Raw genomic sequence first — 15,906 nt, 5'->3', positions numbered from 1 at the left:
CTCTCAGAATCTCAGTTGCTGTGTCCGCCTACCGGACATCTTTGTTCAGTTGGCGGTACGCTACTAGCGTGTCAGCCGTGTCAAGCGCAGCTCCCCTCCCAGGCCCCGGTCCGCGCGGCATCCCGCCGCTGTTCGCGCGGCTTGTCGACGACGCGGCCCTGTTCCCCCCGGGCAACGCACCCATGCCCGACGCGGTGCGCATGCACCTCGCCGGGCGCGACGGCGGGAACGCGGGCGTGATGGGCCTGTTCCTGTGCAACGCCTCCCGCCTGCCCGAGCTGATCACCGAGTTGGTGAAGGCGAAGCCAGCCAAGCCGGTGGCGCTCTCGCTTGTCATCGACACCGGCCTGGGCGGGGTGCCCAAGGCGCTGTCCATCGTCGAGTCGCGGGCCGAGCTGCTCGCGCTGCGGATGGTGGAGATGCCCGCCCCGGCGGACGTCGACGACGTGTGGCTGGAGCGGGTGAACGAGTTCGTGCCCGAGGACGTCATCCGCGTGGTCGAGCCGCGCCGCGGCGGCGTGGAGTGGCTCGACGGCATCCGCAGGGTCGTCGACCACGGCAGCTGGCCCAAGATCCGCTGCGGTGGCCTCAGCCGCGAGGCGTTCCCCAGCGTGGACGAGGTGGCCGACTTCCTGGCGGTGATCAGCAGGGGCGAGGCGTCGTTCAAGGCGACCGCGGGCCTGCACAACGCCGTCCGGCACACCGACCACGAGACCGGGTTCGACCACCACGGCTTCCTGAACCTGCTGGTCGCGACCTCGCGCCTGCTCGCGGGCGGTGACGTGCGCGCCGCGCTGTCGGAGACCGACGGCGCCGTGCTCGCCGAGGAGGCCAAGGGGCTGACCGACCAGGCCGCGCACGCGGTGCGGGCGGTGTTCGGTTCGTACGGATCGTGCTCGCTGAGCGAGCCGGTGGAGGACCTGGAAGGGCTGGGCCTGCTGTGAGCTGGATCGACGACCCCGCGTTCGCCGCGGACAAGCCCTTCGGCCCCCAGACGCTGCCCTACGGCGTCGTGGAGACCGCGGAGGGTCCTGCTGTCGCGGTGCGCGTAGGTGACCACGCGTTGCCGTTGAGGCCCATTGCGGACGAGTTCACGGCAGAGTTGGCCGAGCTCGTTGCCGCTGACTCGCTCGACCCGCTGCTGGCCGCTGGTAGGCCTGCCTGGTCGGCGCTGCGTGCGCGGCTGACAGAGCTGGTTAAGGCAACGGCCGCGCCTGAGGGTGCGGTGCTCTTGCCGCTGTCGGAGACGGTGACCCGGTTGCCGTTCACCGTCGGCGACTACGTCGACTTCTACTCGTCGCGCAACCACGCCGAGAACGTCGGCCGCATCTTCCGGCCCGATGGCGAAGCGGTGTTCCCCAACTGGAGCCACCTGCCCGTTGGCTACAACGGCCGCTCCGGCACGGTCATCGTCTCCGGCACCGATGTCGAGCGCCCGCACGGTCAACGCAAGGGCGACGACGGGCCTGTTTTCGGCCCTAGCGTCCGCCTGGACATCGAGGCCGAGATCGGTTTCGTGTGCGGTGGCCCTGTCGCCCGCCGCGTGTCGACCTCCGCCGCGCCGGACCACGTGTTCGGCGTGGTCACGGTCAACGACTGGTCCGCGCGCGACATCCAGGCCTGGGAGTACGTGCCGCTCGGCCCGCACCTGGGCAAGTCGTTCGCGACGTCTATCGGCGCCTGGATCACCCCTCTGGAGGCGTTCGCGGCCGCGCGCGTCCCCGTGCCCGACCCCGGCCACCCGAGGCAGGACTACCTCGTCGAGGACACCCACTGGGGCCTCGACATCAACCTGCAGGTGTTCTGGAACGGCACCCTGGTCAGCAAGCCCGACTTCGCGGGCATGGCGTTCTCCTTCGCCCAGCAGCTGGCGCACATGACCGTCAACGGCGCCACCGTGCGCCCCGGCGACCTGTTCGCCTCCGGCACCATCTCCGGTCCGGAGAAGCACCAGCGCGGCTCGTTCCTGGAGCTGAGCTGGGGCGGCAAGGAGAAGATCACCCTCGACGACGGCGGCGAGCGCACCTTCCTGCTCGACGGCGACACGATCGTGATCACCGCGACCGCGCCGGGTCCGGACGGCACGGTCATCGGCCTGTCCGAGGTGGCCGGGACGATCCTGGCCGCGGGGGACTGACCGGTGCCTGGCATACGGTCGACGGGGCCGGTCACCCGGCAGGCGGTCCCGGTGGCCAAGGAGAGTTCGCTGACCCTCGACCGCGGCCTGGCGTTGCTCCAGGCGGTGGCCGACTCCGACACCGAGGCGCCGACGATAAGCGATCTCGCGGCGGCGATCGGGGCCAGCCGTGCGGCGGTGTACCGGCTGTTGGTGCCGTTGCAGTCGCGCGGGCTGGTCCGCCGTGAGGGGTCGAAGGTCCGCCTCGGGCTCGGGTTACTCCAACTCGCCGCGAAGGTCGCCCCGCAGCTTCGTGTGGCGGCCCTACCGGCGCTGCGTGAGCTGGCGGAAGCCGTTGGCGCTACCGCTCACCTCACCGTCGCTGATGGCGATGAGGCGCAGGCAGTCGCCGTCGTGGAACCGTCGTGGACGACTTACCACGTCGCTTACCGCGTCGGCACCCGTCACCCGTTGCACAAGGGCGCGGCCGGTAAGGCCATCACGATGCGTCCGGGCGACCTGGGCTGGTTGGGCTCGGTAGGGGAGTTGCAGCCCGGCGCCTACGGGATAGCGGCACCGGTGCGCGGCGTCCTGGACCTGCGCGCGAGCGTCGGCGTTGTCACCTTCGAACCGCTCGATGGCGCTGTCGTCGGCCCGAAGGTGGTCGCGGCCGCCGCGATCATCGCCGAGTCGCTGCGTTAGCCCCGCCTTCCACAGCTACGACCCAACGCGGTCGTAGCTGTGGTTCGGCGGCTCAGCCGAAGATGGCCTCGTAGGTCGCGAACAGCGCGAACCCGACGAACACGAACCCGGCGACCCGCTGGATCAGCTGCGGCTTGATCCGCTCGGCGATCTTGCGCCCGACCAGCACCGCGATCCCCGCGACCAGCACCAGCGCGACCCAGGCCCCCAGGCCGACCCACACCGGCTCGGCGTACCTGGCGGTCAGCCCCGCGGTGGCGATCTGCGAGGCGTCGCCCCACTCGGCGGCGAACAGCACCCCGAACGAGGTCAACCCGGCTCGCCAGAACGACGCAGTCGGCGTCGCCTCCTGCGCCTCGGCAGTCTCCTCCTCCTGCTTCGCGAACCCCTCTTTGAGAAGGAGGAACGCGCCCAGGGCGAACAGTGCGGCCACGACGGCGGCCACCACCTGGTCGGGCAGCAGCGAGAGCACGCCACCGAACGCTGCCGCGATGACGCACTGCACCGCGAACGCCACGCTTACCCCGACGAACACAGGTAGCGCGCGGTAACGCGTAGTCAGGATCAGGGTCGCCACCAGCGTCTTGTCCGGTAGCTCGACGGCGAGCACCAGGGCGAAAGCGCTGGCGAACGCGATAAGGGCACTTCCCACAGCAAAGTCCTCCACGTCCGAGGCCCGGACGGAGGAAGGCGAGCGTTCTCCGACCGGGCATGGTCCTACCCGGCCGGAGGTCTCGTTCGCCCGCGTGGACGCGGGTGAGGCACCGGACTCAAACTCGAGTCAGTATGTCGATGTCCTCGCCGGACCGCAGAAGCGCACGGTCGCGGGAACTACTCCCCTCTGGCTCGGTAAGCCTAACCGCTGTGGGTGGGGCCACGGACGTGTGTCCCCTCACGGGACCTACGTCCCGGCTAGACAGGACTCGCGGACCTGCGAAAACGCGTCGCGCGGGTCGACACTGTTCACCGTGGACGTTCTGGAGTTGGCGCGGTGGCAGTTCGGGATCACCACCGTCTACCACTTTCTGATGGTGCCGCTGACCATCGGCTTGGCGGTGCTCGTCGCCGGGATGCAGACAGCGTGGGTGCGCACCGGCGACGTGAAGTACCTGCGGATGACCAAGTTCTGGGGCAAGCTGCTGCTGGTCAACTTCGCCATGGGCGTGGTGACCGGCATCGTGCAGGAGTTCCAGTTCGGGATGGCCTGGAGCGAGTACTCCCGGTTCGTCGGCGACGTGTTCGGCGCGCCGCTGGCGATGGAGGGGCTGGTCGCGTTCTTCGTAGAGTCCACCTTCCTCGGGCTCTGGATCTTCGGCTGGGACCGGCTGCCCCAGCGGGTGCACCTGGCCTGCGCGTGGGCGTTCAGCCTGGCCACGGTCGCCTCGGCGTACTTCATCCTGGCGGCGAACTCGTGGATGCAGCACCCGGTCGGGGTCGAGCTGGTCGACGGGAAGCCGCGGCTGACCTCGATCTGGGCCGTGCTGACCAACAACACCGCCCTGGCCGCCATCCCGCACACGGTCGCGGGCTGCTTCGCGGTGGCGGGCGCGTTCCTGGTCGGTGTCGGCGGTTGGCACCTCTGGCGGACCCGCGACGACCAGCACGGCGACGACGGCAACCGGCCGGTGTGGCGGGCCTCGGTGCGCTACGGCGGCTGGGTCGGCGCGGTGGCCTTCGCGGCGCTGGCGATCACCGGCGACCTGCAGGGCAAGCTGATGTTCGAGCAGCAGCCGATGAAGATGGCCGCCGCCGAGGCGCTGTGCCACACCGAGCAGCCCGCCGGTTTCTCGGTCTTCGCGATCGGGGACGTGAGCAGGCCGGACTGCGAGGACGTCAAGTCGATCACGGTGCCCGCGCTGCTGTCCTTCCTGGCGCACAACGACTTCACCAGCGAGGTGCGCGGCATCGAGGACCTGGTGCAGGAGTACCGCGAGCGCTACGGCGCCAACTACCCGGTGGACGACCGGCTGGGTGAACTCTCGGGTCAGCCCATCGACTACGTTCCCAACCTCCCGGTGACCTACTGGGGCTTCCGGCTGATGATCGGCTTCGGCGCGCTGTCGGCTCTTGCCGCGGTCGGGGTGCTGTGGGTGACCCGACGTGGGCGGATACCGCGCGGGAAGTGGTTCCCCCGGCTGGCCCTCGCGGGCATCGCGACACCGTTCCTGGCCAACAGCTTCGGCTGGATCTTCACCGAGATGGGCCGTCAGCCGTTCGTGGTGGTGCCCAATCCGTCCGGTGTGGACGGTGTGTGGATGTTCACCGCGCGCGGGGTGTCCGGCCTGAGCACGGGGGAGGTGTGGACGTCGCTGATCACGCTGACCCTGGTGTACGGGGCGCTGGCGGTGGTCGAGGTGTTCCTCATCGCCCGGTACGTGCGCGGCGGGGTCGCCGGGGTCATGCCGCCCAAGAAGCCGGACGGCACGTCCGACGACCACCTCGCCTTCGCCTACTAGCCCGCCATCGACTGGGAGTCCACTGTGGATCTCGCCGACCTCTGGTTCTGTGTGATCGCCGTGCTCTGGCTCGGCTACCTGTTCCTCGAGGGCTTCGACTTCGGCGTCGGCATGCTGATGCCGGTACTGGCCAGGGACGACACCGAGCGCCGTGTCATGATCAACACGATCGGGCCGGTCTGGGACGGCAACGAGGTGTGGCTGCTCGTCGCGGGCGGCGCCACCTTCGCTGCCTTCCCGGGTTGGTACGCGTCCCTGTTCAGTGGGACCTACCTGCTGCTGCTTCTGTTCCTGGTCGCTCTCATCGGCCGCGGTGTCGCCTTCGAGTACCGCGGGAAGGTCGACTCGGACCGGTGGCGCCGCTGGTGGGACCGGGTGATCGTCGCCGGGTCGCTCGTGGCGGCCATCGGGGTCGGGCTCTTGGTGGCCACGACGGTGTTGGGCCTACCGATCGACGCTGACGGTAACCGCGTGGGATCGCCGTTCGCGGCCGTCACCGTTGAGTCGCTACTGGGGGCGGCGGCGCTGGTCGGGTTCGCCTTGGTCCATGGCTCGGTGTTCATCGCGCTCAAGACCGATGGGGATATCCGGCACCGAGCACGCGCGTTCGCGACTCGGGTAGGGCCATGGGCGCTGTTGCCGCTGGCCGGGCTGCTGGTGGTTGTGCAGTTGACGTCAGGCAAGTGGTGGACGTGGACGGCCGTGGTCGTTGTCATCGTGGTCGCGGCGCTGGCGTTCGAACGGCTCACGGCGGGGCGCGAGGGCCAAGCGTTCGCGGCGCTGGGGGTCGCGGTCGTGGCGACGGTCGTCGCCCTGTTCGGCGCGCTCTACCCGAACGTGCTTCCGTCCACTGTGGATCCGGCGTTCTCGTTGACCGTCGCGGACACCGCGTCGAGCCCGTACACGCTGGAGGTCATGAGCTGGGTCGCCCTGTTCGGCACACCCGCCGTGCTGGTCTACCAGGGCTGGACCTACTGGGTGTTCCGCAAGCGGGTCAGCACGGCGCACATCCCGCCGGTGCACGTCCCATGACTCCTCCCGGACAGCCTCGACCCGCCAGTCGGTCCGGGAGGGGCCCGCTCGGCGCGCTGCCGGGACTGTTCCCGTCGGCGCGCCGGGCGTTGGCCTTGAGTGGCGGGTTGGCTGTCGTCAACGCTGCCGCGCTGGTGGTGCAGGCGTGGGCGCTGGCTTCGGTTCTTACCGGGTTTTCGTCGCGGACGTTGGCTGTGTTGGCTGGCGCTGTGGTCGCAAGGTCGCTCCTGGGCTGGGCGACGCAGGTGGTCTCAACGCGCGCGGCGGCTGGGGCGAAAGAGGAACTGCGCGCGATCACCCTGGATCGTGCGTTGGCTCTAGGGCCCGAGTGGATCGCCGCGCGTGGAGTGGGGGAGCTGACCTCGCTGGCGACGCGCGGGCTTGACGCGCTGGACGCCTACTTCGGGGTGTACCTACCTGCGCTGGTTACCGCTGCCGTGGCGCCGTTGGCGGTGGGCGCATCGATCCTGTTCGTGGACTGGCCTTCTGCTCTGGTGGTGGCGCTGACGGTGCCGTTGATCCCGCTGTTCGCGGTGGTCATCGGTCGCTACACCGAAGACCGGGTGGGTCCCGCCGCTGCGGCGACCGAGCGGTTGTCGGGCAACCTGCTGGAGTTGGTGCGCGCGCTGCCGGTCCTGACGGCGTTCCGGCGGGCGTCGGCGCAGGCGGAGGCCGTGCGGACGGTCTCGGACGCTCATCGGCGCGGCACGCTCGGTGTGCTGCGAGTGGCGTTCATGTCGGCGTTCGCTCTGGAGCTGGTGGCGACGCTGTCGGTGGCGCTTGTCGCGGTCGTGATCGGTGTGCGGCTGGTGGCCGGTGACCTCACCTTGGCCGTGGGTCTGTTCGTACTGATCGTGGTCCCTGAGTGCTACCTGCCGCTGCGGGCCGCTGGGGCTGCCCATCACGCCAGCGAAGATGGCCTAGAGGCGATTCGGCGGGTCGCGGAGATCCCGGTCGTCGCTGCTCGCGGGAGTCGCGCGGTCGATGGGTTCAGGGAGCTGCGGATCGACGGCTTGCGGGTGCATCGACGCGGTGGGTACGCGCCTGATGGTCTGTCGTTGGTGGTGCGGCCGGGCGAGATCGTCCGGTTGAGCTCTGCCAGTGGTTCGGGCAAGTCGACTGCCTTCGCCGCGCTGCTCGGGTTCGTGCCGTTCGAGGGCGCTGTTGAGGTGGACGGCACTCCCCTATCCGATGTCGATATGTCGATTTGGCGACAAGTCGTCACGTGGGTGCCACAGCGGCCTGAGTTCGCTGAGGCTGTTGTGGCCGATGAGGTCGACGACCCGGGCTTGGCTGCCGAGCTTGGGATTGTTCACTTGTTGGATCGTAGGATTGTTGAACTCTCGGCGGGGGAGCGGCAGCGGGTGGCGCTCCTGCGGGCCCTGGCTCGACCGGGAACGCGCCTGCTCCTGCTGGACGAGCCGACCGCCCACCTCGACCCGGCTACCGCGGCCACCGTCATGGCGGCCATCGAGAAGGCCGCTGACCGGGGCGTCGCCGTCATCATGGCCACCCACCGCGCGGTCGAGGCAGCGCAGACGGAGCCCGTCGCCCGCCCCCACGTGGACGTCGCGGACGAGGCGGTGGCCGGGTCCGACTCGCTGCGGGGCTTGATCAACCGCCGGATGCTGGGCGGTGCCGCGCTGGGGTCGGCGGCGCTCGTGTGTGGCGTGCTGCTCGCCGCGCTGTCGGCCTGGTTGATCGCCAAGGCCGCCCAGCAGCCGCCGATCCTCACCCTGTCCGTCGCCGTCGTCGGTGTCCGCGCCTTCGGCCTCGCCCGGGCAGCCCTGCGCTACGCCGAGCGCCTCGCCGTCCACGACGCTGTCTTCCGGACCGCGACTGACCTGCGGGTTCGTCTGTGGCAAGCGCTTGTCCGCATCGGGCCTGCGCGGGCGCTCGGCCTGCGATCGGGTGAGGGGCTGCGCCGGTTCGTCGATGACGTCGACACGGTTCGCGACCTGACTCCGCGCGTGTTGGTGCCGCCGCTGGTGGCCCTGGGTGCGTGCGTTGCCGCTATCGCCGTGCAGACCGCGATCCTGCCGAGCGCTGGTCTCGCCCTAGCGGTCGCGGTGGTCCTTGCCGGTCTAGGTGCGCCGTTGGTGTCTCTTGTCGCCGAGCGCCGGGCCACTACCGCGCTGTCGGAGGGCCGACGCACTGTCGCGGCTGGGGTGCTCACCCTGTTCGCCTGCGCGGCAGACCTGATCGCGTTCGGTAGGCACACCCAGCACCGCGCGGCTCTAGCCTCTGCCGACGCTGCTCTCGTGGCCCGTGCCAAGCGACAGGCCTTCGGCGCGGGAGCCGGTCAGGCGCTGATCACCCTGCTTCTTGGCGCGGCCACGGTCGTGAGCACCTACTTGGCCGTGGGCATCGACCCGGTTCTGATCCCGATCGTGGCTCTAGTCCCGCTCGCGCTGGCCGAGGTCCTCGCGCTCCTACCGCCTGCGATGACCCACCTGACCGCCTTGCGCGCCGCCCACACCCGCATCACCGCCCTCGAGTCCGCCCCGCCCGCCGGTCCCCGGCAGTGGACTCCCGGCGCCGCCGTCCACCTGGAGAACGTCACCGCCCGCTGGCCCGGCGCATCGCGACCCGCCCTGAGCGGACTCGATCTCCACCTGCCCCCCGGCACCCACGCAGCCGTCGTCGGCCCATCCGGCGCGGGCAAATCAACCCTGGCGGCCGTGCTCCTCGGCTTCCTGACCCCGGAATCCGGCACCCTGACCCGCCCACCCACCGTCGCCTGGTGCCCCCAAGACCCCATGCTCATCTCCACCACCGTCCGCGAGAACCTCAAACTCGCCAACCCCCACGCCACCGATGCGGACCTGGCGGCTGCCCTAACCCAGTCAGCCCTCCCCGGCTTCGACCTGAACACCACCGCCACCACCACCTCCGGCGGCGAAGCCCAACGCCTAGCCCTAGCCCGAGCCCTCCTAGCCGACGCCGACCTAGTCGTGCTCGACGAACCCACCGCCCACCTGGACACCCCCACCGCCACCCGCGTCCTGAAAACCCTCCGCGAAGCCCTCGCAGGCAAGACCGTCCTCCACATCACCCACCGCCCCGAAGAAGCCACCCACGCCGACATCACCGTGCACCTCGCCCCACCCCAGGCCGATCCCGTGCGCCACGACCTCCAGCTGGAACGCGTTGGTGAGGGCCTAGCCTGATGGTGACCATGGACCCCACCCTCGCCGCGCGGACGCTTACCGCCTCCACCGAGATCGCCACGGCAGCGCTCTCCGGCCAAGACCCGGACGCAGTGCTGGATCTCGTAGTGCGCGCTGCCGCCGAGTTGGCTGAGGCGGATCTAGGGCTAGTCATGGCCGGTAGCGATGACGGCTCCCTCACCGTGGAGGCGGCATACGGGGCTCGCGCGACCAATCCCATCGGCCTGGTCCTGTCGTCGCGGTCGTCGGCGGCGAGGGTTGCTAGGGGTGGCGTTCCGATCGTGGCCGATGACGTGACCACGGACCCGCGCACGTCCCCTTACGTCCCCCGTGAACTCACCGCCTACGGTCCCTTCGCCGCTGCCCCCTTCGGTACGCGCGAGTCACGTCTAGGCGCCCTCACCGTCTACCGCCGCCGGGGACGCAAGCCTTTCACCGGCGGCACGGTGGAGGTCCTGACAGCCTTCGCCGCACAAGCTGGCCTGGTCCTAGTCCTAGCCGAAGGACGTAACGCCCACGAGCGCGTCGGCCTCTATGAAGAACGCGAACGCATAGCCCGCGATCTCCACGACGTGATCATCCAGCGCCTCTACGCCGCAGGCATGCAGTTGGACCTTCTAGCCCGCCGCCCCACGCGCAAGCTCCCCAAGCCGGACGCCACCCGCCTCACCGACGCCGTGGATCAGCTCGACGCCGCCATCGCCGATGTCCGGGCCGTCGTCCGCACCCTGCGCAACCCCGACCCCGCGCCGCAGGCCGACCTGGCCGAGTCCGTGGAGGCGGAGGTCGCCACAGCGCGCGAACTGCTCGGGTTCGACCCCAGCTTCGAGATCACCGGCGACATCGCGGACGTGCCCGCTGACCTGGCCGACCACCTCCGTGCGGCGCTCCGGGAGGCCCTGTCCAACGTCGTCAGGCACGCGGGCGCCCTGCGCGTCGCGGTGCACCTCGTCCGGACCCCCGCCACGCTCCGCCTGACCATCGCCGACGACGGTTGCGGCATCCCGCAGGGGGTCTCCGAGCGCGGCCTGAAGAACCTCAGGGAACGCGCCGAGCAGGTCGACGGGCACTGCCACGTGCGCTCGTCCCCCCGCAGCGGCACCACCGTGACCTGGGAGGTCCCGCTCAGGCGGGTGTCGCGACCTTTGTGACCGGGATCGGCTGGGTCTCGTCCATCGCCTGGGCGGCCTCGGCGCGCTTGGCCCGGCGCCGGGCGATCAGGCGCTTGCCGTAGTTGATCGCGGGCTGCTCGACCCAGCGGTGGATCAGGTCGGCGATCGCGAGCCCGACCAGGACCACCACCAGCGCGGTGATGAGCCGGTTCTGCGCCAGCGACGGGATGGTCAGCACCACGATGAAGTGCACCGGCTGCTGGAGCAGGTACAGCGAGTACGACCGCTCGCCGACGAACCGCATCGGCCTGGTGGAGAGCACCCACCGCATCGGCCCCGGCGCGATCAGCACGACCAGCAGCAGGGCCACGACCACGCCGTAGACCAGGAACAGCGCGAGGTTGTTCTCGGTGTCCCACCACAGGTCTTCCATGTTCACGTGCAGCACCGCGAACACGGCGACGACCGGGATGGCCGCCAGCGGGTGGGTCAGCGGCTTCACCAGCGCGTACGTGCGCCGGTGGTGCATCACCACGGCCAGCACGCAGCCGATCAGCAGGATCGAGTAGTGGATCGTGGAGATGTAGAGCGTCTTCTGCGAGCCGTGCATCAGCCAGCCGCTGGTGATGGGCACCAGCGCGATCATCACCGCGAGCGCGCCCACCGCGAACGCCAGCTTGCGCCACGCCGCCGCCAGCCCGACCGCACCGGCCATGACCAGCAGGAACGGCCAGAACAGGTAGAACTTCTCCTCGATGCCCAGCGTCCACGAGCCGGAGAAGAAGTTGTCCGGCGCGGTCGGGTAGACGCCGGGCAGGAACTCGTTGAAGAAGGTCAGGTAGTACGGCAGCACCTCGGGCATGAACCGGAACCGGAACTCGCCGCGCAGGTACACGAAGATCACGATGCCGCCCAGGATCACCAGGTAGGGCGGCAGGATCCGGAACACCCGGCGCAGGTAGAACGCCTTGAGCGACACCCGCCCGGTGCGGTCCTGCTCGCGCAGCAGCAGCGTGGTGATCAGGAACCCGGACAGCACGAAGAACACGTAGACGCCGGTCCAGCCGGACAGCCACAGGTACTTGGGCCCGGCGAAGTGGAACATGATGACGATGACCGCCGCGAACGCGCGCAACCCGTCGAGCGCGGGGAAGCGCCGCATGTCCAGGAAGTCGGCGTGGTCCAGCGTTCGCACACGGGCCCCCAAAGGTGTAATCGGCCAACCGAGTCTACGGGACCCACTCGTGTTCCCCTGTCCAGTCCCGCCTTCGTGGGCGAGGCGGCAGGTCAGCGCCGTCGGGCGAACCAGGCGACGGCCTGGGTGCGGCGCTGCATCCCGAGCTTGGCCAGCACCGACGTGACGTGGTTCTTGACCGTCTTCTCGGCCAGGAAGAGCCGCTCGGCGATCTCGCGGTTCGACATCCCGTCGCCGACCAGGGCGAGCACCTCGCGTTCGCGCTCGGTGAGGCCCGCCAGCTCGTCGGCCTCCACGCTGCGTCGCATCCGGTCCAGGACGTGGGCCGTCGTCACCGGGTCGAGGAGTGACCTACCCGCGGCGACTTCACGCACCGCGTTCACCAGGTCATGCCCTCTGACCTGCTTCAACAGGTAGCCCGCCGCGCCCGCCATGATCGCCTCGATGAGGGCGGACTCGTCGTCGAACGCCGTGAGCACCAGGCACGCCGGAGGCACCGCCAGCGCTCGCAGCGACCGGCACAGCGCTACCCCGTCCCCGTCCGGCAGCCGCATGTCGACAACGGCGACGTCAACCGGCCGCGATGAGGCCAACGACGAAGTCAGCGCAAGAGCCTCGCCGACTCCACCAGCCTGGGCGACGACCTCTATGTCGTCCTCGCCGTCGAGCAGGTCGCGCAGCCCGCGCCGGACCACCTCGTGGTCGTCGACGAGCAGCACCCTGATCACGGCTCTAGAGCTTACGGAGTCGAACTCGGCTGATCCGGTGGTTCGCGCCCTTGCGCAGCACCAGCGTCGCGCGTGGCCGGGTCGGGAGGATGTTGTGGGCCAGGTTCGGCTCGTTGATCTGCTTCCACAGCCGGGTCGCCTCGGCGACGGCCTCGGCGTCGGTCAGGCTCGCGTAGTGGTGGAAGTGCGACGCCGGGTCGGAGAACGCGGTGTGCCTCAGCGCCAGGAACCGGTCGATGTACCAGCGCTCGATGTCGTCGGAGTGCGCGTCGACGTAGATCGAGAAGTCGAACAGGTCCGACACGGCGAGCCTGGCGGCGGGCTGCAGGACGTTCAGGCCCTCCACGATCAGGATGTCCGGCCTGCGCACAACCTGCTCCTCGCCGGGCAGGATGTCGTAGGCCAGGTGCGAGTACACCGGCGCCCGGACCTCGTCGGCGCCCGCCTTCACCTCGGACACAAACCGCAGCAACGCCCGCCGGTCGTAGCTCTCCGGGAAGCCCTTGCGGCTCATCAGGTTCCGCCGGTCCAGCTCCGCGCGCGGGAACAGGAAGCCGTCGGTGGTCACCAGGTCGACGTGCGGGTGGTCCGGCCAGCGGGCCAGCAGCAGCCGCAGCAGCCGGGCGGTGGTCGACTTGCCGACCGCGACGCTGCCAGCGATGCCGATCACGAACGGCACCTTGGCCGGACTGTCCTCACCGAGGAACTCGACGGTGGTGTTGTAGAGCCGCTGCCTGGCCGCGACCTGCAGCGAGATCAGCCGGGACAGTGGCAGGTAGACGTCGACCACCTCGTCCAGGTCGACCGGGTCGCCGAGCCCGCGCAGCTCGACCAGCTCGTCGAGGTTCAGCGGCAGCGGCGTCGACTCGCGCAGCTCCCGCCACTGCTCGCGGCGCAGCTCCACGTAGGGGCTCAGCTCACGGACCCGCGCCATCTCGGGCTCCCTCGCGCCGGAATGGGTGTACGGGAGTCAACGTAGGTGCTGGGGCGGGGTTCGCGCTGTGACCGAATGCACCGATCAGGGGACAACAGGTGTGGCGCACATGACGTCGCCGCGAACATCAGGTTCGTGCCACACTGCCCGGCTCGAACACCGCGTCCCAGGCGGCGGCCAGCTGGCGCGCGCAGACGTGCGGTGGCACCCCGCCGACACCGGTGCCCAGCCCCGGCATGGCGATCGTCCCCACTGTCCCCCGCACGGGTGCGCCGTTGTCGAACACCCCGTCCCGCCAGAGCCGGAAAACGGCCCTAGCGGCTAGATAGGGGTGGACGGTCTCGGCCGCGAGAGCCTGCGCGGGCTCCTTCATGGTCGGTGCGGTGATGAGCCACGCGGGCCGCTTGGCGCCCGTAGGCACGATCAACGCCTCGCCGATCGGAAGCTCACCGCCGTGGTAGGCCAAGACCGCGCTACGGACCCGCTGCTCGATCGCGGGGAAGTGCTCGGCGTAGACAGCGTCCACGCCACCGCGCATCCAGCCGTAGGAGTTCGCCGGAGACACCACCGCGTCCGCTTGAACCTCTAGCACCGATCCACGATGGACACGGATGTGCGGCCTACCTTCGGCGGCTGTTTCCCAGGCTGTCGCGAGGGATTCACCCACCGCGCATAGGACCAGTTCGAGGGGGCCGGGCCCGCGGCGGGTCGCCGCGACCATGCCGGTCTCCGAGTCCGCGGTCACGGTTGCCAGCATGGCATCCGGGGGACACCGGGGGTAACCGCCGTTTGGCAAGCGCCACATCCCCGTGCAGCGGTTGGGCCTGCGTACTGTGGTCCGCGTGCCGACAACCGCGTACTTCGGACCCAAGGGGACCTTCACCGAACAGGCCGCACGGGCCCTCGCCCCCGGCGCCGACTTCCTGCCCATGCCGACCATCCCCGAGGCCGTGGGCGCGGTCCGGTCCGGGCTGGCGGAGCTGGCGTGCGTGCCGATCGAGAACTCGGTGGAGGGCGCGGTCTCCGCGGCCATGGACACCCTCGCCGCGGACGCCCCGCCGGTGGTCGCCCTCGCCGAGTACCTGCTGCCGATCCGGTTCTCGATCCTGGTGCGCCCCGGCCTCAAGGCCGCCGACGTCCGCTCGATCGCCAGCCACCCGCACGCCCTCGCCCAGGTCGAGCGCTGGATCCAGGACACCATGCCGGACGCGGCGCGCAGGCCTGCCTCGTCCACCGCCGGTGCCGCGGTCGGCGTGCAGTCCGGCGAGTTCGACGCGGCCGTGACCGCCCCGGTCGCCGCGAGCCACTACTCGCTCGACGTGCTGGCCACCGACGTCGCCGACGAGCGCGACGCGATCACCCGGTTCCTGCTGCTGGCCCGCCCCGAGCGGCTGCCCGAGGCGACCGGCGCCGACCGCACCTCGGTGATCGTGGTCCTGTCGCACCAGCCGGGGGAGCTCGCGGCGGTGCTCAACGAGTTCGCCAGCCGCGGCATCAACCTGACCCGCATCGAGTCCCGCCCGCTGCGCAACCGCTTCGGCGAGTACCGGTTCTACCTCGACTTTGACGGCCACATCTCCGAGCCCCGCGTCGCCGACGCTCTAGGCGCGCTCCGCCGCCGGAGTCAGAGGGTCCTGTTCCTGGGTTCTTATCCCAAGGCAGAAGGCAACGCGACAGAGGTGACCGCGCCGCATCGCGCTGCCGACTACGAGTTGTCCGGGACGTGGGTGGCCGCGCTCCTCCGCGGCGAGCAGCCGTGAGATTGATGCTCGCCCGGCACGGCGAGACTCCCTCTAACCTCCGCCACGCGCTCGACTCCCGACCGCCCGGTCCGTCTCTTACCGAGATGGGCCACCGCCAAGCGTCAGCGCTAGCGGAGCGCCTCGCGGGGGATGAGGTGGTCGCCGTCTACGCGAGCATCGCCATCCGCGCACAGGAGACAGCGGCACCGGTCGCGAAGCAGCACGGGTTGGCCGTGGATGTCGTGGAGGGCCTGCACGAGTTACAGGTCGGTGATTTGGAGGGCCGCTCGGACGAGCACGCCCTGCGCAGCTTTGGTGAGGTCTACACGCGTTGGACCCAAGGTGATCTCGCGGCCGCGATGCCCGGCGGTGAGAGCGGCGAGCAGATCCGAGAGCGCTACCTGTCCACGATCGAGCGAATTCGCGAGTCCCACCCCAGCGGGCTCGTCGTGGTCGTCAGCCACGGCGGGATCATCCGCCTCGGCGCGGAATGGCTGGCCGACAACGTCGGCGCGCAGGTGACCAACGCCGCGCTGCTGCCCAACACCGGGCACGTGCTGCTGGAGCCGCGACCGGCCGGGTGGCACTGTCTGGAGTGGACCGGAGTAGACCTGTAGCGCCCCCGCGCCAAGTGGGGGAAAGTCCGGTTGACGAAAATCGCGGCAAGTTGTCGGTGGGTGGGTCTACCCTCCGCCGCGTACTCAACTGCTGTCTATTCA

The 15,906-nt window shown here is 70.0% G+C and carries 14 protein-coding genes; 9 read left to right on the top strand and 5 right to left on the bottom strand.

What is annotated here, in order from left to right; all coding sequences use genetic code 11:
• Nucleotides 1–77: 77 nt before the first annotated feature.
• The 3 genes from BMY07_RS08025 to BMY07_RS08015 are packed head-to-tail and all read left to right on the top strand — an operon-like array spanning nt 78 to nt 2,818.
• Nucleotides 78–944, top strand: a complete 867-nt coding sequence (locus BMY07_RS08025) for a DUF488 family protein (protein WP_281245049.1) — start codon at nt 78–80, stop codon at nt 942–944.
• Nucleotides 941–2,137 (top strand): fumarylacetoacetase, encoded by a 1,197-nt coding sequence (gene fahA / locus BMY07_RS08020; protein WP_092775829.1) that lies wholly within the window; start codon nt 941–943, stop codon nt 2,135–2,137. Before BMY07_RS08025 ends, fahA begins: the two co-directional genes overlap by 4 nt.
• Nucleotides 2,138–2,188: 51 nt before the next feature.
• Nucleotides 2,189–2,818, top strand: a complete 630-nt coding sequence (locus BMY07_RS08015; protein ID WP_177215499.1) for a helix-turn-helix domain-containing protein — start codon at nt 2,189–2,191, stop codon at nt 2,816–2,818.
• A 52-nt stretch (nt 2,819–2,870) separates the two neighbouring features.
• On the opposite strand, the gene BMY07_RS08010 is transcribed toward BMY07_RS08015, so the two are convergent.
• Entirely contained in the window at nt 2,871–3,470 is a 600-nt protein-coding gene (locus BMY07_RS08010) for a TMEM165/GDT1 family protein (RefSeq protein WP_092775824.1), read from the bottom strand.
• Nucleotides 3,471–3,786: 316 nt separating this feature from the next.
• Here BMY07_RS08010 and BMY07_RS08005 point away from each other — a divergent pair, with 316 nt between their 5' ends.
• Genes BMY07_RS08005 through BMY07_RS07990 form a run of 4 tightly spaced genes read left to right on the top strand, consistent with a single transcriptional unit; the run spans nt 3,787 to nt 10,627 of the window.
• Entirely contained in the window at nt 3,787–5,274 is a 1,488-nt protein-coding gene (locus BMY07_RS08005) for a cytochrome ubiquinol oxidase subunit I (protein WP_092775821.1), read from the top strand.
• Between the two features lie 24 nt (nt 5,275–5,298).
• The gene (gene cydB, locus BMY07_RS08000; protein WP_092775818.1) at nt 5,299–6,306 is read left to right on the top strand and encodes a cytochrome d ubiquinol oxidase subunit II; all 1,008 of its coding nucleotides are present in this window, start codon (nt 5,299–5,301) and stop codon (nt 6,304–6,306) included.
• Entirely contained in the window at nt 6,303–9,476 is a 3,174-nt protein-coding gene (gene cydC, locus BMY07_RS07995) for a thiol reductant ABC exporter subunit CydC (protein WP_092775815.1), read from the top strand. The genes cydB and cydC overlap by 4 nt, the downstream gene beginning before the upstream one ends.
• Before the next feature lie 8 nt (nt 9,477–9,484).
• Nucleotides 9,485–10,627, top strand: coding sequence for a GAF domain-containing sensor histidine kinase (locus BMY07_RS07990; protein ID WP_092776155.1), 1,143 nt, complete (start codon nt 9,485–9,487; stop codon nt 10,625–10,627).
• Here the strand turns inward: BMY07_RS07990 and BMY07_RS07985 are convergent.
• From BMY07_RS07985 to BMY07_RS07970, 4 genes are all read right to left on the bottom strand, one after another.
• Nucleotides 10,602–11,783 (bottom strand): acyltransferase family protein, encoded by a 1,182-nt coding sequence (locus tag BMY07_RS07985; protein WP_092775813.1) that lies wholly within the window; start codon nt 11,781–11,783, stop codon nt 10,602–10,604. The genes BMY07_RS07990 and BMY07_RS07985 overlap by 26 nt on opposite strands.
• Nucleotides 11,784–11,875: 92 nt before the next feature.
• The gene (locus BMY07_RS07980; RefSeq protein WP_092776152.1) at nt 11,876–12,508 is read right to left on the bottom strand and encodes a response regulator; all 633 of its coding nucleotides are present in this window, start codon (nt 12,506–12,508) and stop codon (nt 11,876–11,878) included.
• Between the two features lie 7 nt (nt 12,509–12,515).
• Nucleotides 12,516–13,445, bottom strand: a complete 930-nt coding sequence (coaA, locus tag BMY07_RS07975; RefSeq protein ID WP_092775810.1) for a type I pantothenate kinase — start codon at nt 13,443–13,445, stop codon at nt 12,516–12,518.
• A 127-nt stretch (nt 13,446–13,572) separates the two neighbouring features.
• A complete protein-coding gene (locus tag BMY07_RS07970; RefSeq protein WP_092775807.1) occupies nt 13,573–14,202 on the bottom strand; it encodes a macro domain-containing protein in 630 nt (209 codons plus the stop codon).
• Nucleotides 14,203–14,287: 85 nt separating this feature from the next.
• On the opposite strand from BMY07_RS07970, the gene pheA reads away from it, so the two are divergent.
• Nucleotides 14,288–15,205: a prephenate dehydratase gene (gene pheA / locus BMY07_RS07965; protein WP_177215487.1), complete on the top strand. Its 918-nt coding sequence runs from the start codon at nt 14,288–14,290 to the stop codon at nt 15,203–15,205.
• Nucleotides 15,202–15,804, top strand: a complete 603-nt coding sequence (locus BMY07_RS07960) for a histidine phosphatase family protein (RefSeq protein ID WP_092775801.1) — start codon at nt 15,202–15,204, stop codon at nt 15,802–15,804. The genes pheA and BMY07_RS07960 overlap by 4 nt, the downstream gene beginning before the upstream one ends.
• Nucleotides 15,805–15,906 lie beyond the last annotated feature (102 nt).

The sequence above is a fragment of the Actinokineospora terrae genome (assembly GCF_900111175.1).
Classification (GTDB): Bacteria; Actinomycetota; Actinomycetes; order Mycobacteriales; family Pseudonocardiaceae; genus Actinokineospora; species Actinokineospora terrae.
Note: the sequence above shows the minus strand (reverse complement) of the source record. Positions and strands in the feature narration are given on the sequence as shown.